This window comes from Solitalea koreensis, from assembly GCF_900182575.1.
Classification (GTDB): domain Bacteria; phylum Bacteroidota; class Bacteroidia; order Sphingobacteriales; family Sphingobacteriaceae; genus Solitalea; species Solitalea koreensis.
This window is the reverse complement of the sequence record NZ_FXSZ01000001.1, coordinates 441,300-460,307: the sequence shown is the minus strand read 5'-3', so window position 1 is coordinate 460,307 and position 19,008 is coordinate 441,300. Positions and strand designations below refer to the sequence as shown.

The 19,008-nt window shown below is 36.8% G+C and carries 15 protein-coding genes; 9 read left to right on the top strand and 6 right to left on the bottom strand.

What is annotated here, in order from left to right; all coding sequences use genetic code 11:
- Nucleotides 1-31: 31 nt before the first annotated feature.
- From FN756_RS02075 to FN756_RS02060, 4 genes are all read right to left on the bottom strand, one after another.
- The gene (locus tag FN756_RS02075; RefSeq protein ID WP_142601032.1) at nucleotides 32-1,351 is read right to left on the bottom strand and encodes a metallophosphoesterase; all 1,320 of its coding nucleotides are present in this window, start codon (nucleotides 1,349-1,351) and stop codon (nucleotides 32-34) included.
- Between the two features lie 120 nt (nucleotides 1,352-1,471).
- Nucleotides 1,472-2,971 carry a sigma 54-interacting transcriptional regulator gene (locus tag FN756_RS02070; RefSeq protein WP_142601030.1) on the bottom strand — a complete coding sequence of 500 codons (1,500 nt, stop codon included), beginning with the start codon at nucleotides 2,969-2,971 and terminating at the stop codon, nucleotides 1,472-1,474.
- A 210-nt stretch (nucleotides 2,972-3,181) separates the two neighbouring features.
- Nucleotides 3,182-4,279 carry a vWA domain-containing protein gene (locus FN756_RS02065; protein ID WP_142601370.1) on the bottom strand — a complete coding sequence of 366 codons (1,098 nt, stop codon included), beginning with the start codon at nucleotides 4,277-4,279 and terminating at the stop codon, nucleotides 3,182-3,184.
- A gap of 62 nt (nucleotides 4,280-4,341) precedes the next feature.
- A complete protein-coding gene (locus tag FN756_RS02060; protein ID WP_142601028.1) occupies nucleotides 4,342-4,785 on the bottom strand; it encodes a DoxX family protein in 444 nt (147 codons plus the stop codon).
- Nucleotides 4,786-4,981: 196 nt separating this feature from the next.
- Here FN756_RS02060 and FN756_RS02055 point away from each other — a divergent pair, with 196 nt between their 5' ends.
- From FN756_RS02055 to FN756_RS02045, 3 genes are all read left to right on the top strand, one after another.
- Nucleotides 4,982-5,413: a YybH family protein gene (locus FN756_RS02055; protein WP_142601027.1), complete on the top strand. Its 432-nt coding sequence runs from the start codon at nucleotides 4,982-4,984 to the stop codon at nucleotides 5,411-5,413.
- A gap of 172 nt (nucleotides 5,414-5,585) precedes the next feature.
- The gene (locus FN756_RS02050) at nucleotides 5,586-8,609 is read left to right on the top strand and encodes a SusC/RagA family TonB-linked outer membrane protein (RefSeq protein WP_142601025.1); all 3,024 of its coding nucleotides are present in this window, start codon (nucleotides 5,586-5,588) and stop codon (nucleotides 8,607-8,609) included.
- A 19-nt stretch (nucleotides 8,610-8,628) separates the two neighbouring features.
- On the top strand, nucleotides 8,629-9,987 hold the full coding sequence (locus FN756_RS02045) for a RagB/SusD family nutrient uptake outer membrane protein (protein WP_142601024.1): 1,359 nt from the start codon (nucleotides 8,629-8,631) through the stop codon (nucleotides 9,985-9,987).
- 88 nt (nucleotides 9,988-10,075) lie between these two features.
- Here the strand turns inward: FN756_RS02045 and FN756_RS02040 are convergent, their stop codons facing one another.
- Nucleotides 10,076-10,957: a cupin-like domain-containing protein gene (locus FN756_RS02040; protein ID WP_142601022.1), complete on the bottom strand. Its 882-nt coding sequence runs from the start codon at nucleotides 10,955-10,957 to the stop codon at nucleotides 10,076-10,078.
- A gap of 54 nt (nucleotides 10,958-11,011) precedes the next feature.
- Entirely contained in the window at nucleotides 11,012-12,148 is a 1,137-nt protein-coding gene (hemW, locus tag FN756_RS02035) for a radical SAM family heme chaperone HemW (protein WP_142601020.1), read from the bottom strand.
- A 140-nt stretch (nucleotides 12,149-12,288) separates the two neighbouring features.
- On the opposite strand from hemW, the gene FN756_RS02030 reads away from it, so the two are divergent.
- The 6 genes from FN756_RS02030 to porN all read left to right on the top strand — a co-directional run bounded on the left by FN756_RS02030 (nucleotide 12,289) and on the right by porN (nucleotide 18,985).
- On the top strand, nucleotides 12,289-13,248 hold the full coding sequence (locus FN756_RS02030) for a DUF4271 domain-containing protein (protein ID WP_142601019.1): 960 nt from the start codon (nucleotides 12,289-12,291) through the stop codon (nucleotides 13,246-13,248).
- 30 nt (nucleotides 13,249-13,278) lie between these two features.
- Nucleotides 13,279-14,037, top strand: coding sequence for a uroporphyrinogen-III synthase (locus FN756_RS02025; protein ID WP_142601017.1), 759 nt, complete (start codon nucleotides 13,279-13,281; stop codon nucleotides 14,035-14,037).
- 245 nt (nucleotides 14,038-14,282) lie between these two features.
- Nucleotides 14,283-15,569, top strand: a complete 1,287-nt coding sequence (gene porK, locus FN756_RS02020; protein ID WP_142601016.1) for a T9SS ring complex lipoprotein PorK/GldK — start codon at nucleotides 14,283-14,285, stop codon at nucleotides 15,567-15,569.
- Nucleotides 15,570-15,609: 40 nt separating this feature from the next.
- On the top strand, nucleotides 15,610-16,398 hold the full coding sequence (porL, locus tag FN756_RS02015; RefSeq protein ID WP_142601014.1) for a type IX secretion system motor protein PorL/GldL: 789 nt from the start codon (nucleotides 15,610-15,612) through the stop codon (nucleotides 16,396-16,398).
- A 50-nt stretch (nucleotides 16,399-16,448) separates the two neighbouring features.
- Complete coding sequence (gene porM / locus FN756_RS02010) at nucleotides 16,449-17,960, top strand: type IX secretion system motor protein PorM/GldM (protein WP_142601012.1); 1,512 nt, start codon at nucleotides 16,449-16,451, stop codon at nucleotides 17,958-17,960.
- Between the two features lie 8 nt (nucleotides 17,961-17,968).
- Nucleotides 17,969-18,985 carry a type IX secretion system ring subunit PorN/GldN gene (gene porN, locus FN756_RS02005; RefSeq protein ID WP_142601011.1) on the top strand — a complete coding sequence of 339 codons (1,017 nt, stop codon included), beginning with the start codon at nucleotides 17,969-17,971 and terminating at the stop codon, nucleotides 18,983-18,985.
- The last annotated feature ends 23 nt before the right edge of the window (nucleotides 18,986-19,008 follow it).

Genomic DNA, 19,008 nt, shown 5'->3' with positions numbered 1-19,008 from the left:
CAAAATTCTTATCTATATTCTTTGCTCGTGTTTATACTTCTTTGGTTAATTCAAAAATGGTGATCTCAGGGTAAATACCAACTCTTCCGGGGTAACCTAGAAATCCATAACCAACGTTTACATAAAGTTGTTGATTGCCTTCTTTGTAGAACCCTGCCCATTCAGGGTATACATACTGTATGGGGCTCCACTGAAAACTGCCAAATTGAATACCAAATTGCATCCCATGCGTATGTCCGGCAAACATTGCGTCAATCTGTGGATAATCTTTCAATACTTGGGCTCGCCAATGACTTGGGTCGTGCGAAAGTAGAAGTCTAACTGCTGCATCTTCCGTTCCGGGTGTAGCTAAATCCATTCGGCCATATTTGGGGAAACGTCCTGTTCCCCAGTTTTCAATGCCAATAATGGCAAGCTTGTCTCCTCCTTGTTCAATAAAACGATGTTCATTCATCAACAGATCCCATCCCATTCTTTTATGAACTTGTTTTAAGTCGTCCAGATTTTGCTTTTTTGCCTGAGGAGAGGCCCATTGCTTATAATCGCCATAATCGTGATTACCAAGAGTTGAATATACGCCAAGAGGGGTCTTCACTCTGCTGAAAATATCCATGTAGTCGCGAACTTCATCAGTTTGTTCGTTTACCAGATCTCCGGTAAAGAAAACAGCATCAGGCTTTTCTGCCAATAATAAATCAATGCCTCCGTTTACGGCTTTCTTGCTATAAAAGCTACCTGAATGAATATCTGATATCTGTCCAATTTTTAATCCTTCGAATGATTTTGGCAGATTGGGTAGGCGAAGTTTTACCCTTTTTACTTTATAATCATACACACCATCAATAATTCCAAAACTCATGGTCGCAAAAGGAATGGATGCACTGATTAAAGCGGCACGGCTCAAAAATTGCGATCTTGAAAGTGAATGTGGAGCTAATTCAATTTCTTCGGTTTCTCTTTCTGCTTCCTGATCAATTTCATCTTGAGGATCTCTGTGGGCTATTTCAGAAGCGGTAGAAAATAGATCTCTTATTTTTTTTACCCCAATAAATAAGCCTCTGCGCAAATCATCAAACAATAAAATAGGAACAGCAAATAGCTTGGAAAAATTCAGCAGCATGAACAATACGAGCACAATGGTGCGTAATACGTGATGTACGTTTAAGAAAGTGACTAATGCGGCAGCAGTAAAGGTGGTTAAACTTACCGTCCAATAAATCCTATTTCTTCTTTTCTTTTTTTTTGTGGAATTGTCTTGAAAAGATGCCTTATAAGCCTGAAATACGTACAAGTCTATCAGTAGCAGGGTTAAAAAAAAGGTGATTAAAAAAATGATTCTTCCTGAACTCATGCCACTAAAATAATGATTCGGAATTAGTTATTGGTTATTGGTTATTGTTGAATGGTTAAAACTCACGAATTGGTCGACTAATGTTATTCAAGTTTATAGACTCAAAACTTAAGACTGTTTTTAGTATCGATCTTCATCAAAACTGCGTTCATCATCTTCTTCATCCATTGATGCATTAAACAGGCTGTTGAACATATCTTTAAACTCAAAACCATTAGTCATATTGTGTTTGCTCAAGAGCGAATACTCCGCAAGCGTATGCAAGGCGAGTTCCATGTATAAGAGCAGGGTAGCTTGATCAAGCTTTCCATGCAATGACTGTATCATTTCTTCCAGTCCTGGAACTGTACGCAATGTGGCGGCATATTTTTTTTCCGAAAGATCATCAGATAAAGGCAAGGTATTTCCTTTGCCAAACCAGTCGATGATTCCTGCATAGAGATTATTGGTTTTACTTCTCTTCGCTTTTTCAGGGTCCGGTAGATAACGCGTTGAAAGTGTTCGAATGGCTTTCCCAATAAGAATGTGAGCAACTTTGGCCGGACCTTCTTGTTCTCCTTCATAAACCAGTTCAATTTTTCCGGTGATAGCAGGGATTACTCCCAAAAAATCTGAAATCCGAACCGAGGTTTGTTTTTCACCGTTGATGAGCATGCGTCGTTCTGCAGTACTCATTAAATTTTCGTAAGCTGTAATTGTTAACCGGGCTGATACACCGCTTTTTTTGTCAACATATTCGCTATTTCGAGCCTCAAAAGCTATTTGTTCAATTAAATCTTTTACCAAGGCATGGGCAACTATAACGGTTGTTTGTTCTTTGGGGATCCGAGCTTCCTGATGGGTAATTTCTTTGGAGACTGTTGTGTTTTTGGGATAATGCGTTAAAATCTGACTCTCAATACGGTCTTTCAGAGGAGTTACAATTGAACCCCGATTTGTGTAATCTTCAGGGTTGGCTGTAAAAACGAATTGAATATCCAATGGCAGGCGAAGTTTAAAGCCGCGAATCTGAATGTCTCTCTCTTGTAAAATATTAAATAATGATACCTGAATACGAGCTTGCAAATCAGGTAATTCATTAATTACAAAAATACCACGATGCGAACGAGGAACAAGTCCATAATGAATTACGCGTTCATCAGAATAAGGTAATCTTAATGCGGCAGCTTTGATCGGATCAACGTCTCCAATTAAATCAGCTACGGTAACATCAGGAGTTGCCAGTTTTTCAGTATAACGTTCGGCGCGATGTAGCCAGGCAATAGGTGTTTCTTCACCTTTCTCCGCAATACTATTACGGGCATACCAGCTAATTGGGTTCAAGGGATCGTCAAAAAGTTCCGAGCCGGCTACGTAGGGGATGTACTCATCTAATAAATTAATTAATTGACGCGCAATTCTTGTTTTTGCCTGCCCCCGTAGGCCAAGTAATAAAATATTATGTTTTGATAAAATGGCTGTATATAAATCAGGTATAACGGTTTCATCATAACCTATAACCCCATCAAATGAAGTTTGTTTAGCTTTTAATCTAGCTATTAAATTTTCACGGAGTTCATCTTTAATGCTACGTGAGTGATAACCACTTGCCTTTAATTGTCCTAATGTTTTTATTGTCATGGAATTACACTGATTATATTGTGATTGCACTGATTATATTTTTGATTGTACTGTTCCTCTTGCCTGTTATCCCGAAGAATGAGGGATCCGGAAGCGAAGAGTGATATCAGTATTTTAGATCCATCTCATTTTTGATAGGGATCCTTCGCTATGGCTCAGGATGACACAATTTTTATACTGATCCTGCCACTGTTGACTGAAGACTTTCGACTACCTTACTGTTCTTCTTCTGTTTCTAATGTAATCTTCAAAGAGGTATTCGCCCAATCCGTTTAAACTGCTATAAAATGCTTTGCCTCCATTTACCTGTGTGAATTCTCTCACGAATGATTGCAAGTATGGATCGCGAGCAATCATAAACGTGGTAATAGGTATTTTAATATGCTTGCATTGTGCAGCCATAGTCAAGGTTTTGTTGATTACTTTCCGATCCAAACCAAAACTGTTTTTGTAATAATGCTGCCCTTCTTTCAAACAGGTGGGTTTTCCATCGGTAATCATAAAGATTTGCTTATTATTGGTTTTTCTTCTTCTTAAAATATCAACTGCTAATTCCAGGCCAGCATAAGTGTTTGTATGATATGGGCCAACTTGCAAATAGGGCAAATCTTTTATAGTAATAGGCCATGCATCGTTTCCAAAAACTACAATATCAAGTGTATCTTTAGGGTATTTGGTGGTGATAAGTTCAGAAAGTGCCATTGCTACTTTCTTTGCCGGAGTAATACGATCTTCACCATATAAAATCATCGAATGTGAAATATCAATCATTAATACAGTAGATGTTTGGGTTTTGTAATCCATTTCTTCTACTTCAAGGTCTTTTTCAGTAAGGTGAAAATCGTTAATGCCATGATTGACTTGTGCATTGTGAATCGATTGGGTCATATCGATCTGATTCAAACTATCACCAAATTGGTATTCTCGACGTTCAGCATTAGGTTCGTCGCCCTGACCTGAATAGTTGGTTTTATGATTTCCCTGACCTGATTTCTTTAATTTGCCAAATATTTCTTCTAAAGCTGATTTTCGAATGGTTTGTTCGGATTTTGCAGTGATTTTAAATTCCCCCGGCCTGTTATCATCATCGATGTAGCCGCGTTTTTTCAGTTCCTCAATAAAATCGCCCATTCCATATTCATCTGATGTAAGCTTATATTGTTTATCCAGTTCGTTCATCCATGATAAGGCTTCGTTAGCATCACCGGCTGTATAGTTAAGCAACTGTATGAAAAGTTTTAACAGATCCTCAAAACTGCCTTTGGGAATATCCTGAGGAATAAATTGGCTGAAAGCATAACCGCGCATAATAGTAACCTTAAAAAAGTTTAACAAGTCATGCATTTTAATGTTTTGACCGCCTGCTATTACTAGATGGGGTCATAAAAGCTTTTCTTGCGTTGAGTGAACCATCTGTCAATTGACCATTTCCCCGCCCCATAAAGAAATAGATAGATAAGGCTAATAATTAAACAAAAATCAAGTTTCAGTTTTTGAATCCACAAATCCATTCCTTGATTGTCAGGGAATTTAATGACATATAGAAAAGTACAGATTATTAAAAATAAAGGAATAATTGCAATGCGAGTTAAAAAGCCTATTAATATAAGCAGTGCACAAATTATTTCAATGCCACCAAGGATTTTTACTCCTAAAGAGGGATCGTCAAAACCCATTCTTTGCACATAATCAATTGCAATCATTTCAGGGTTAAGAAATTTCTGAATGCCTTCCAATAGAAAGATCAGCCCAGGCATAAGCCTGATTAATATTCTTCCTGGAGAATTCCGCGTTACAACTATGGCTTGAAACATAACTTATATTGGTTATAAGTTATTAAATAACTGTTATTTGGTTTTTATATTGCTCTCTAGATTTAATATAAACCGTTGAGTTATTTTATTCCAAAAATAATATAATGCCAAGTTAGGTTATTTGTCTTTATTCTGGCTTTTTTTCTTTGATCTTCGAAATAAGGTGAAACATTATTTTAGCGAAAATATTATTGATATGAAAAAGTTAATCTTAATTGGGGCATTGTTAATATCATCTATAAGCACAAAAGCTCAGGTGCAGGGTAATGATGAAAAGCAGATTCGTGACTTGTTAAATTGGCAAACAAAGCAATGGAATAAGGGAGATATTGAGGGTTTTATGAAAGGTTATTGGCAATCTGATTCATTGGTTTTTATTGGCAAAAACGGGCCGAAATATGGATGGAAAACCACACTCGAAAATTATAAAAAAAGCTACCCTGATAAGGCGGCAATGGGGATATTGAAGTTCGACATTTTAAAAGTAGAAACCTCCTGCGATAAAAGTGCCTTTGTAATTGGTCGCTGGGAATTAACCCGTATGCATGATAAACCAGCGGGCTATTATACATTGTTCCTGGAGAAAATAAATAACGAATGGAGGATTGTGGCAGATCACTCCAGCTAATAATCAACTTTGTCATTCAAAAATATATAGTTCTTAATAGTCAGGTGAAATGGTTTGTTCGTGTTTTTGAAAAAAATGCACTGAATTAACGAAATGTCTGTAAGTCAAAAAGTTATATATAAAAGTTAATATAATTATTAGTAATTTAATATTAGCTAATTCTATAATTCTTATGAAAAAAAGACATTTACTATTTAAACTATTCATTTCAATTTTATTTGCATGGATAGCGCCTGTTTTAGCATTGGCACAAGTTAATGTTAGCGGCAAAGTAACTGACGCCGGTTCTGGAGAACCTCTTTCAGGCGTAACAGTTATTGTTAAAGGAACCACTAAAGGAGCAACCACTGATGGGAAAGGACAATATACTATCAGTGGTGTTGCTTCAGGCTCGCAACTTCTGTTCTCTTTAATTGGTTACACATCCCAAACTGTAGCCGTCAGTGGAGCAGTCATTAATGTCCAACTCAAGGAAGACATCGCTAAACTTGAAGAAGTTGTAATTACCGGTTTAGCTACCAATGTGAAAAGAAGCAATTTAGCAAATGCGGTAGCTACCATTTCTGGTAAAGAACTTACTGGAACTTCCCGTCCGCAAACATTGGATGGGGCAATGAACGGGAAATTAGTCGGGGCTAACATCGTTGCGGCGTCAGGTGCTCCAGGAGGAGGAATTTCGGTTCGTTTAAGGGGCCTTACTTCTATTAATGGAAATACCCAGCCCCTTTATGTGGTTGATGGAGTATTGATGAATAATTCAGCTATTTCCGGAGGCTTAAATTTCGTGACAGGAGCTTCAAGAACGGCAGGAGCTTCTTCTAATCAGGATAACCCTTCCAATCGTATAGCTGATATTAATCCCGAAGACATTGAAAATATAGAAGTATTGAAAGGTGCTTCGGCTGCAGCTATATATGGAGCATTGGCTTCTTCCGGTGTAATAATCATCACCACAAAGAAAGGTAGCGAAGGAAAAACTAAGATTAGTTTTTCCCAAGATCTTGGTGTGGCGAAAGCAATTAAACTGCTTGGCGTTAGGCAATGGGACGAACAGAAAATTAGAGCATTCTATACAGATCCGGCTGCTGCCGATGCTCAGGTAGCATTATTTAATACTGCCGTTGCCAGCGGGAAAATATATGATTATGAAAAGGAGATGTATGGAGAGAATGGTTTTTTAAGTACCACTTCGTTAAGTTTATCCGGAGGGTCTGAGAAAACAAAATTTTTTGTTTCCGGTTTGTATCTGGATGAAGATGGTATTATTAAAACCACCGGGTATAAGAAGTATTCAGTCAGAGCGAATGTCGATCATAAGATTTCTAATCGATTTAGTGTTGCTTTGACCACAAATTATATCAATTCTTCAGCTGACCGCGGGCTAACCAATAATGATAATAATAGTGTTTCTTTTGGTATAGCTTTATCTTCAACTCCTACTTATGCTAATTTGTTTCCAGATGCTAAAGGGGTTTATCCACTAAACCCGTACTCTGCCTCCAATCCCATTGAAACCAGAGATGTAATAACAAACAACGAAAGGATAAATCGTTTTATAGGAGGATTAACATTAACATCTTTTTTGCAACAATCAGATAGATCGGTTACTAAATTGATTTTAAAGGGAGGTTTAGATTATTACAATCTTTATACTAAAGCCATTTTTCCAAACACTTTGCAGTTTGAATCAAATGGTAACGGGACTGACGGTGCTTCTATCCAGGGCAATACTAATAATATAAATACCAATATATCGGCTTACTTTGTTAATACGTATTCGAATAGCGACCGTAAACTCAACTTTACAACATCCGCTGGTGCTACCGCAGAAAATTTTGATCAAAATCAAATATTGAATGTGGCTACAAGGATGTTGGGAGTACAAACCAACGTCGACCAGGCTTCAGCTCTGACAGCAAATCAATTTGTTACTCCTCGGAAAAACAGAGGACTTTTCGTTCAGGAAGAAGTCAATTTTGCCGATAGGGTTATTTTAACAGGAGGTTTACGTTTTGATAAATCTTCTGATAATGCAGATGTTAATTCATTTAAAACATTCCCTAAAGCGTCAGTCGCCTTTAATCTGGCTAATTTTGACTTTTGGAATTCTGATAAAATTAACTTGCTTAAGCTAAGAGCTGCGTATGGAGAATCTGGTAATTTTCCTCCATTTGGTTCTAAATATACTTCTTTTTCTGCATCTAATATTGGCGGCCGAGGCGGTTACCTCATAGGCGTTTTAAATTCACAAGCAATTGTTCAGCAAGGTAACGATCAAATAGAACAAGAACGTCAGAAAGAGTTTGAAACCGGTTTTGATATTGGTTTCCTGGATGGCAAAATAGCATTTGACGCTACCTTTTATAACAAAAAAGCATCTCAATTAATTTTTACCCAAAATGTCGAACCTTCGTCGGGTTTTGTACAAAGAGTGCTTAACGGTGGTACCCTTCGTAATCAGGGAGTAGAGCTGGGCTTAACATTTATTCCTTTTGAAAAAACTAACTTTAAATGGAATTTCCATACCGGTTTTTGGTTAAACAGGTCAAAGATGCTTGAGCTCGATATTCCTCCGTTTAACGTAGGAGGTTTTAGTAACACCTTAGGTAGTTTCCGGATTGAGCAAGGTAAATCTCCTACACAAATTGTTGGCTTGGATGATACTAATGGAGATGGCGTATCTGATGGTGTTTTTGTCTTGGGTAACTCAGAGCCAAGGTTTCAGATGAATTTTGCTAATGAATTTGTTATCTATAAAAACGTTACCCTTAGCTTTTTACTACATTGGAAATACAAAGGAGATAATATAAATCTTTCTCAATTTCTTAATGATCTTGGTGGAACTAGTCATGATTATGACCGTGATGACGATGGAAATGGAGTAAACAACGCTACTCAACGGATTAATAGCGTAGGTGTTACTTCCCGAATTTTTGTTCAGGATGCCAGTTATGTTCGATTACGCGATATAGGACTTTATTACACGTTCCCTTCATCCATGATGAAAGATACATTTAAAGGAGTGGTATCGAGTATAAAGTTAGGTTTGTCAGCCACGAATCTATTTACAATAACTCCCTACGATAGCTATGATCCTGAGGTTTCCAATTTTGGAACCGGTTTTTCTTCAAACGTAGAAGTAACACCATATCCTTCTGCTAAGCGTATGTTTTTCCATATCTCGGTTGATTTTTAATAGATAAAACGACATTAATATGAAAACTTATATAAAAATAAAATCATTGTTGATATTAAGCGTCATGGTATGCTTTTTATCGGTCATCCCTTATGGTTGTAAGCTCGATGATAATCCCGATCCGAATCATCCCTCTACTGATGTTGTTTTGAATAATGCTTCAGTTGTCGAGTTGAATAATGTTGTGGTGGGTAGTGAGGCCGGAATGCGTGATGCCGTTGACTTTTATTTAGATGATGTTGGGGTAGTAGGAAGAGATATTTATCGTTTTTCAGGTTCAGATCCTCGCTATACCCAGGATTTATTGGGACAAGGTAGTGCTACTTTGGATAATAATGCATTTTATACCACTCGGTTATGGAATGCTGCTTATCGGGTTATTAAAAATTGCAACACGCTTCTGGCTGCCGTTGATAATACAAGTTCTCCCACAGAGGAACAAAAGCAAGGATATAGGGCTTTTGCAAACACAATTAAAGCTTATCAATTGTTATTGGCCTTAAATCTTACCAATGAAAACGGAGTTAGAATTGAAGTGTCTGATCCGACTAACTTAGGCCCCATTGTTCCTCATGACCAAGCATTAGCAGCAATTGCAGCTCTGTTAGATCAGGCCAGTACTCAATTGGATGCTGCAGGTGCAAGTTTCGCTTTTCAGTTGTCTCCTGGTTTTCTTGGATTTAATACACCAGCTAATTTTAAGAAATTTAATAGGGCTTTGGCTGCCAGGGTAGCCGTTTATAGAAATGATTTTGCCGGGGCGCTTGCTATTCTGCCAACGTCGTTTTTGGATATAAATGGTAATTTTCAAAGCGGAGTTTATCATGTTTTCTCCAATTTGGCAGGAGATCAGCTGAATAAATTTTTTAACGCACCAAATGCAGGGGGTGAAATTCGAGTAGCACAACCTAATTTTCTAAGTGATGCTATTGCAGCTGGAGAAGGCGCTGATTTGCGCTTGTCAAAAATTGCACCTAGAACTACACCTGCATCACAAGGAGGACTTACAGGTACTCATGATGTGGTTGTTTATAAGAGTAATACTGATCCAATCGCAATCATTAGAAATGAAGAGTTAATCTTGATTTACGCAGAAGCAAATATTCAAACTAATCAATTAGCGAATGCAGTTGTGGCTTTAAATATTATCAGAACTAAGAACAATCTTTTACCTTATGCCGGAGCCGTTACTCAGACAGCATTGATTACCGAAATGTTGAAACAACGTCGTTATTCATTGTACGTAGAAGGGCATCGATGGGTAGATATGCGTCGTTATGGTCGTTTAGCTGAATTGCCTTTAGATAGGCCAGGTGATAATGTTTGGAACTGTTTCCCAGTGCCATTTGCCGAAAATGTGACTAGTACTTGTCAATAAATAGGCAGCTGTCTGATATCCTGTCAAATCAAAATCGGCAGGTTGTTTAACCAGCCGATTTTGATTTGGTTAACTCTTCAAAAGAGAATTAATAAGGCAAACCTTCTTTTACTGCTTTTAGTGCTCTTTTTTTAGCTAATTCCTCTTTCCAATTCATGTATTTTTCTTTGAAGTTTGTTTTCATGAAATCGTCGAATTTACGTTGAATGGTGAGGTTATATAAGCTTTTTGCTTTAATGACCGGTGATTTATCCCAGGCACGTAAACTAATAGAAAAACTCCCGTTTAAATATCGCATCCAATGCCACCAGCCCGTTGGCATAAACAATGTTTCCCCATGTTCAAGATAGCATTCTAACCCTTTAATTCCTTTTAAAGCAGGAAATTTTTCAAAATCCGGGTTTAGAACATCGTAATCCTCTAACGCATAGGTTGCAAAAGGAATACAGTAAAGACGTTCTTTCCAGCAATTATCAAATAAAATAATGTGTTTACGTCCGTGGAAATGTGTGTGAAAAATGTGGGCAAGATCAATATCGTAATGTAGGAATGTTACTGAACCCTTACCGCCGAAAAACATATTAGGGTATCGATCCAAAAAACCACCCATTAATTCACTTGGGCTCTTATAATCATCAAGCAGTTTTGGAGCATGTTTAAATATATCAAATGCGAAGATGCGTAATTCAGAAGGTTGAGATTGGATCAAATTTATATAATCACCAAAAGCCATTTCTGAGGCTGCTGCGTTAATTGGTTTCGATGGATCAGCTTTGGAGTTGTCATATAGGGGCACTACTTTATCTCCAACGATTTTTTTTAGATAATCAAAAGTCCATTTTTCATATGCAGGCCAATTTTGGACCATGTCGGTAATGATTACCGGCTTACGAGGAATCAAATATTTTTCCTTAAATGTTTTTCGGTCAATGCGAGAAATGCGCTCAATTGGCTCTAAAAAAAATCCCATGGGAGAAAGGGTAAGTCGTTCATATTAAATTAAATATAGTGAAAAGCGCTAGTTTTAATGTAATTCTTCCGCAAAAAGTTGAGCGGCGATGTGGTCGGCATAAAGTTTTCCATTTTGAGTTAGAGTTAAAATATTTCCATTACTTTTAATCCATTCTCGTTCAATAAAGGGTTGAGAAGAAACCAATAATGAATCAGCGTATTCGCGTCCAAAATCAGTGCTTACTTTAACTAAATCAAGTCCCCATATGGTTCTTAATGATGTCATAGTATACTCATTCAAACGCTGAGTAAAAGTGAGTTCTTCCACTTCGGCTGGGATAATTTGTCGTGCAATGGCATCTAAATACATGTTGTTATTAGCAATATTCCACTGTCTGTTATTTCCATTAAATGAATGTGCTGACGGTCCTATTCCTAGATATTTCTTGCCTTTCCAATAATTGGAGTTATGCTTTGAAATCCATCCTTCTTTCGCAAAGTTGGATATTTCATAATGTATAAAATCGTTTTCGCTCAGTTTGTCAATCAATAATTCAAATTGACCGGCACTTTGATCTTCATTCATGGGTATTTGTTTGCCTTTGCTTATAAACGAAGCGAGTGCAGTGCTGGGCTCAACAGTCATGGAATATGAGGAGATGTGAGGAACGCCAAAATCGACTAAGGTTTGAATATTGCTAACCCATTTTTTGTCGCTTAATAAAGGGTAACCATAAATGAGATCACAAGTGATGTTTTCAAAACCTGCATCCTGCACACGCTGAATGCTGACCTTTGCCTCCTTAGCATTATGTGCACGGTTCATCCATAAAAGATCTTCTTCAAAAAAAGATTGTATGCCTATACTGAAACGATTTATTGCAGTCTGACGAAGTTGTTTGATCTTTTCAGCATTAAGATCGTCAGGGTTGGCCTCCAGCGTAATCTCCGCATTAGAAGCTACTGTTTGCGTTTGTTCAATGGTATGCAATATTTTATTAATCTCATCTCCCGAAAAAACCGAAGGCGTTCCTCCTCCAAAATAAATAGTTTCAATTGTTTCTCCTGATAAATAGTCTTTTTGTAATGAGATTTCTTTCATAAGAGCATTTATCATTTCCTGCTTGTATTTCCAATTGGTTGAAAAATGAAAATCGCAGTAATGACAAGCTTTTTTACAGAAAGGTATATGGATGTATATTCCGGCCATGAGAATGTAATAAACAGCAAAGTTAGTTAACAATAAAAGGATGTTCTGTCTTTATTAGCTGAAAAGTAGAATAATCGTTCATTGCCTTGTAATAGTTTTTAAAATAACAATATTTTTGCATCGAACTAGATCATCACAAATTGAGGCAGTTAACCATTTTTTTACGTGTTTTTTTTCTTTTTATCCTCGTTTCTGTAAACACTCTTGCTCAAGACTCGAGTCATATAACCCTAAAAAGAACATCTTCTACCAACTCTTATAATCAAGCCTATGCTCCAAAATATAAGCTTGATTCTGCGTTTAATGCTTATCTGAAGCCAATTAAACTCGACAGTATTCGAACAGCCAAGGAAGATTCATCAATGCAGGTCGTAAACGCAAAGTTTTTTGATTACCTGCATTTAAAACGAAAAACGGCAATTGAATCCAAAAATGAAAAATATCAAACAGGAGCAGAGCGTAAGTTTTATCAGCAATGGAATGTGTTTGCTTTGCTGTCTGTTTTATGCTTGTTTGTTTTGATTAGTTATTTTTTTGCAAAAGATATCTACGCTATCCTACAGGGATTTATTAATAATAGGATATTAAATTTAGTAATTCGTGACAATAACGTTCTGAACTCGGAGTCGTTTCTTTTTATTGCCTTGTTTATAAGCTTAACCTATGCTTATTTGCTAAAACTATTATTCGGAATCGACGAACTATTTCATTTTGACGGCTGGGCAGCCTACGTTGCATTAGCGGGATGTGTGATGGTTTTTTTTGGTGTCAAAACTATTTTATTGCGACTTGCCGGGGCTTTGTTCTCTGTAAAAAGTTTGGTTAATAATTATATTTCTATTGTTTACATAACGTTTTGTGCATTTTCATTGATAATATTTCCATTGTTGATTTTTTATACTCTTGGTCCGAAGAGTATTTCTTCTCAATTATTAATAGTGTTTGTTGTTTTGTTAGTCTTAAGTTTAGTTTATCAATACCTTAGAGGCATACTTTACATTTCGTCTAATTTTCAATTTCCAAAATTTTATTTTATTGTGTATCTTTGCGCCTTTGAAATTTGTCCATTAATAATACTATATAAAGTACTTTTGAATTAAATAAAAGCAGAAGGAGGGGATTTTTAAAAAATGGCAGAGACAAAATTAAAGGTTAAAAGTATTTTAGTTACTCAACCTAAACCAGAAACCGAAAAGAACCCGTATACTGAACTTGCAAAAAAGTATAGTTTAAAATTAGATTTTAGGCCATTCATTCATGTTGAAGGAGTGCCGGCTAAGGAGTTCAGAAAGGGGAAAATTAATTTACCAGATTTTACTGCAGTAATTTTTACAAGCCGTCATGGTATTGATCAGTATTTCAGGTTATGTGAAGAAATGCGCTATGAGGTGCCTGCAGAAATGAAATATTTCTGTAATACTGAATCAACTGCTTTGTATTTGCAGAAATATATTCAATATCGAAAACGTAAAATTTTCTTTGGAAAACAAACCACTGCTGATTTAATGGAAATTTTCAAAAAACATCCGGGAGAGAAGTTTTTATTTCCATGCTCAGATGTGAGCAAAGAGGTTGTGCCAGATAAAATGCGTGAAGCTGGCTATAATATAAGCGAGGCAATTATGTATAGAACTGTATGCAGTGACTTGTCTGATTTAGCGGAAGTTAAGTATGATATGATTGCTTTTTTCAGTCCTTCAGGAATAAAATCTCTTTTTCTTAATTTTCCTGACTTTACACAAGATAATACGCGCATCGCAGCGTTTGGGTCTACAACCCATAAAGCCGTACTTGATGCCGGCTTAAAACTGGATGTTCAGGCCCCTACACCACAATCTCCATCTATGACAATGGCTATTGAAGAGTATATTAAGGCAACTAATAAGTAATTTTTAATAAAAGGTATGTCATTTGTAAATAAATATGTTTCACCACATATTTATTTACAAATGACATTTAATTAAACGTTAATACGGTGCTAATTCTTTAGAGATGCGTATTAACGTTTTTTTTTTGTCATTATTTTTGTATGTTGTGTAACAATTAAATATTACAAATCGTTTAAAAGGTATTAAAACTTGTTTTTTAATACCTAAAATTTAAAAATATTCGCCAAACCTTTACTTTTTGATTTATGAAATACTTGTGGCTTCTATGTTCCTCAGCACTACTGCTTAGTGTAAGTGGATGCGGTTCTTCCGGAGCAAGAGGAGAATTAGTAGGTATACAGGGTAGAAAACCCTACAAAACAGATGTGCCATACGGCATGGTTTATATTCCTGCAGGAACATTTATCATGGGGCAATCTGATCAGGATATCACTTCTTCTCAGACTGCTCAAAACCGTCAGGTTACCATCGCTCCCTTTTATATGGACGAGACTGAGATTACCAACAATGAGTATCGTCAGTTCGTTTATTGGGTACGTGATTCAATCGCTGCCAAAATGATGGGAGGCGATTACATTATTAAAGGGGATGACGGTACTGAATTTATCAATCCTAAAAAGCCCTTGGTATATGGTACAAAAAAAGGTAAAAAGTCAGTAGGGGGTGATTCAGGATCTGATAATCTAAATGGTATGTATTACCAGGGGGATGATCAGATTTATGGTAAAAAGGAATTTGACGTAACCAAGTTTGTATACCAATATACATGGTTTGATTTTCGTGCAGCAGCACTTAAACAAAATCGTACAAAAGCACGTACGTCTTTTATCAAACGAGAAAAGGTTCAAATTTATCCTGATACTTTAGTTTGGTTGGCAGATTTTAGTTATGCACAAAATGAGCCAATGGTTGAACAGTATTTTTCTCACCCTGCTTTTGATAATTATCCTGTTGTAGGTGTTACTTGGAAACAAGCCAATGCCTTTGCTGCTTGGAGAACAGAGTTCAATAATAGTTATAAGGATAAGAGTAAAAAGCCTCGTCGCGGTAGTGTAAGTTTACCAACCGAAGCACAGTTTGAGTATGCTGCTCGTGGAGGCCGGATTGGAACAGATTATCCTTGGGGAGGGCCATATATTCGCAATAGTAAAGGCTGTTTATTAGCTAACTTTAAACCAGGCCGGGGTAACTACGCTGATGACGGCGGTTTCTATACGGTTAACGTTAAGTCGTATTTCCCTAATGATTATGGCTTGTATAATATGGCCGGTAACGTTGCTGAGTGGACTAGTTCAACTTACGATGAATCGTCATATACTTTTGTTCATGATATGAATCCTACCTATACTACCCAAGAGAGTGATAATGCATCTCTATCTCAAAAACGTAAAGTGGTTCGCGGTGGCTCATGGAAAGATATCGGATTCTTTTTGCAAAACGGTATTCGCTCATATGAGTACCAAGATACAGCCAAGTCGTATATCGGTTTCCGTTGTATCGTATCATACATGGGGAAACCTATTACCAAATAAATAATTAAACAACCAAATCAAACACATTTAAACTATTGTTATGAAAGGTAAAGTAAAATTTAACCTCAATTTCTTCGCATCCTTATTTGCAGCACCTGTAATTATGGGAGCTTTATTTAAAATTCTTCACTGGCCAGGAGCTAAAGAAATGCTGATGGTGGGTATGACCTGCGAAGCGATTATCTTTATTGCAATGGCATTTCAACCACAATATGACGAAATAGATTGGTCTCGCGCATATCCTGAATTATTACCTGAAAATGAACCAGCTGTTGCCGGAATTTCAGTGCGCTCAGGAGGTGCAGGAAACTCCAATGCCTTAGACCGGATGTTGCAAGAAGCAAATGTTACTCCAGAATTAGTTCAAAACTTAGGTAATGGTTTACGCACTTTTGGCGATAAAGTCACAGCAATATCTAATGTAGCTAACGTTTCTATCGATACCAATACGCTTTCTGAAAGTCTTAAACGTGGAAACGATACGGTTAATCAGTTAATTATTTCATATCAAAAAGCGTCAAGCTCGTTGTCGGAAATGGCTGGTGCAACTATTGATACTAAAAATTATAATGAACAGGTTAGTAACATGGTTAAAAACCTTTCAGCTTTAAATGCTGTATACGAAATGGAACTTCAGGAAACCAATAACCACTTGAAGTCAATGAGTAAATATTATGCCAATATCAATGAAACTATGCAAGGTTTCGGTGAAACATTAAGTTACTCACAAGTATACAGAGATGAGGTTGCTAAATTGGCTAAAAATCTTACTTCGCTTAATTCTGTGTATGGTAATATGTTATCAGCAATGAATGTTCCTAAGTCATAATCTCAATCGATTATTTAAATTATTAAGTTAACCAATAACCATTCGAGATTATGGCAGGAGCAGGAAAGCAAACGGCAAGACAGCAGATGATTAACCTGATGTATTTGGTACTCACTGCCATGCTTGCCCTAAATGTAAGCGCAGAAGTATTAAATGCATTTAAAACAGTAAATGATAGCTTGGAAGAGTCTACAAAAAATGTAGATGGCTCTATTACAAGCACAATGGAATCTTTTAAAAAGGCAATTGCCAAAAACCCTGAAAAAAAGAACCTCTTAGAAAATGCAGAAAAAGCTATAGGATACACTGAAGAGCTGTATAAGTATGTTCAGGGGATAAAAGATGATATTATTAAAGAAGCAGAAGGGCGTGATCCAGTAACCGGTGATATCATAGGAAGAGATAATCTGGATATTGCAACTAGAATTATGCTGGAAGAGAAGAATCCGCAAGGCCCGGTGATTAAATCCAAAATTTTGGATGTAAAAGCTAAACTTGAGGGTTTGTTGGGAGAGAAAATGAAAAATCGTGTATCTATTTCATTAGATGCTAAGGATGAGAAGGATAAGAGTTGGGAGGTTAAGCAGTTTTCTAGTGTGCCAGTCACTGCAGCAGTAACTATTTTGACTAAAATTCAAGCTGACGCCAAAAACTCAGAGGCTGAAATAATCAAAGCGTTGTACCAATCAGTTTCTGGTGATGAAATTATTTTCAACCAATTTAGTGCAAATGTTGCAGCTCCTTCAAGTTACGTTTTAGTTGGTCAGCCATACGAAGCCAAAGTTTCTTTAGCTGCGGCAACGAGTTCTTCAGACGTTCAAGTATATATTGGAGGGACTAAAATGACTACTACCAATGGGGTAGCAAGTTATCATGTTACACCAAATTCAGTTGGGGAATTTACCTGGGGAGGAAAAATTGTGATTACTCGAAATGGTAAAATTGAAGAGTATCCATTTACTCAAAAATATCAAGTTGCAGCACCTGCAGCTGTCGCGATGGCCGATAAAATGAATGTTCTTTATATAGGGGTTGATAACCCTATTACAGTTTCTGCGGCAGGAGTATCTAACAGTAAAGTTAGTGCAAGTATTTCAGGCGGATCTTTAACAGGTGGAAATGGCAAATACATTGCTCGCGTTTCAACTCCGGGAACTGTCAATATTAATATTAGTGCAGAAGTTAATGGTAAAATGATGAACATGGGTTCACAATCTTACAGGGTTAAATTTATCCCAGATCCTATCGCTAAATTTGGTGGGGTAGCTAGTGGTAAATTGTCGGCAGGATCTGCTCGTGTACAACCAGGGTTACAGGCGGTTTTGGAAAACTTTGACTTTGACGCACGTTTTACCGTAGTTAGTTATAACGGTTATGTTATTAAGAAACGTCAGGATGCAATTGTTGCATCTAACACAGGAGCAAGTCTTTCCGGAAGCTTAAAGGATGCTGTTTCAAGTGTTGTGGCTGGAGATAAGATCATTTTTGATGAAATTAAGGTGAGTGACCCATCAGGTAAAATCAGGTTTATTAAAACACCTGTGAGTATCCAAGTTCAATAGTGATAAAAATGAAATTTAAACTAACAGCAATTGCAGTAATATTGAGTTGCCTCACGGTAGTGGCTTCAGCTCAAACCAAGAAAAAAACTACAGCTGGTAAAGCTAAAACTACAGCTTCATCCTCAGCTAAGAAGGTCTCTGCGGTAAAAACGAATGAGAACACTTCCCTGCCTGTTGCTGCTGTTGATACTGTAGTTAAGAATGTATCTAACCCAACGGGTTCAGCTTCATTATTTGACACTCCATTAGTTGATGGTGTATATAAAAAGGAAAATAACGTAAATATTAAGGTAATTCCTTATTCATATATCCGTCAGTCTGATGTTATGTGGTCAAAGCGTATTTGGCGAGAACTTGATGTAAAGGAAAAGGCAAACAAACCGCTAACTTATCCTCAATCTCGTTTAATTGACGTATTGATCAAAGGTATTCGAGCAGGCGAATTGACAGTATACGATGCTAATACTACAGATGATAGTACATTTAGACGTGTTCTTTCAATGGCAGAATTCGAACAAAAAGTATCAGGTGGTTCAACAACTGCTAAAATACCAGTTGATATTAATAGACCTGAATTAGGTGAAAGAGACACAACAATTAGTGAACCTTTTAAGCCTGAAGAAGTTCGTAAATACCGTATTAAAGAAGATTGGATTTTTGATAAACAACGTTCAATTTTTGAACCTCGTATTATCGCAATAGCTCCGATTAAGGAATACTTTAAAGGAGGTGATGATCTTGCTTCTGGTGGTACTTTGGTAAGTGAGGTGTTGTTTTGGATTTATTTCCCTGAAGCTCGTCAGGTATTGGCAAATGCAGAGGTGTTTAATCGTTTTAATGATGCCTCAAACTTAAGTTTTGATGATTTCTTTATCAAGCGTTTGTTTAGTAGCTACATAATTAAGGAAAGCAATGCTGATGATGTTCGTATTGCCAATTATGCAAGCGGTATTGATCGTCTGTATGAATCTGAGCGTATAAAGAACAAAATCATGGATTTTGAACAAGACCTTTGGGAGTACTAGAAATAGTAACATAAAACAAAAGA

Excerpts from the sequence above, each read along its gene's own strand:
- FN756_RS02075 (WP_142601032.1), bottom strand. The coding sequence starts at position 1,351 with ATGAGTTCAGGAAGAATCATTTTTTTAATCACCTTTTTTTTAACCCTG.
- FN756_RS02070 (WP_142601030.1), bottom strand. The coding sequence starts at position 2,971 with ATGACAATAAAAACATTAGGACAATTAAAGGCAAGTGGTTATCACTCA.
- FN756_RS02065 (WP_142601370.1), bottom strand. The coding sequence starts at position 4,279 with ATGCGCGGTTATGCTTTCAGCCAATTTATTCCTCAGGATATTCCCAAA.
- FN756_RS02060 (WP_142601028.1), bottom strand. The coding sequence starts at position 4,785 with ATGTTTCAAGCCATAGTTGTAACGCGGAATTCTCCAGGAAGAATATTA.
- FN756_RS02055 (WP_142601027.1), top strand. The coding sequence starts at position 4,982 with ATGAAAAAGTTAATCTTAATTGGGGCATTGTTAATATCATCTATAAGC.
- FN756_RS02050 (WP_142601025.1), top strand. The coding sequence starts at position 5,586 with ATGAAAAAAAGACATTTACTATTTAAACTATTCATTTCAATTTTATTT.
- FN756_RS02045 (WP_142601024.1), top strand. The coding sequence starts at position 8,629 with ATGAAAACTTATATAAAAATAAAATCATTGTTGATATTAAGCGTCATG.
- FN756_RS02040 (WP_142601022.1), bottom strand. The coding sequence starts at position 10,957 with ATGGGATTTTTTTTAGAGCCAATTGAGCGCATTTCTCGCATTGACCGA.
- hemW (WP_142601020.1), bottom strand. The coding sequence starts at position 12,148 with ATGGCCGGAATATACATCCATATACCTTTCTGTAAAAAAGCTTGTCAT.
- FN756_RS02025 (WP_142601017.1), top strand. The coding sequence starts at position 13,279 with ATGGCAGAGACAAAATTAAAGGTTAAAAGTATTTTAGTTACTCAACCT.
- porK (WP_142601016.1), top strand. The coding sequence starts at position 14,283 with ATGAAATACTTGTGGCTTCTATGTTCCTCAGCACTACTGCTTAGTGTA.
- porL (WP_142601014.1), top strand. The coding sequence starts at position 15,610 with ATGAAAGGTAAAGTAAAATTTAACCTCAATTTCTTCGCATCCTTATTT.
- porM (WP_142601012.1), top strand. The coding sequence starts at position 16,449 with ATGGCAGGAGCAGGAAAGCAAACGGCAAGACAGCAGATGATTAACCTG.
- porN (WP_142601011.1), top strand. The coding sequence starts at position 17,969 with ATGAAATTTAAACTAACAGCAATTGCAGTAATATTGAGTTGCCTCACG.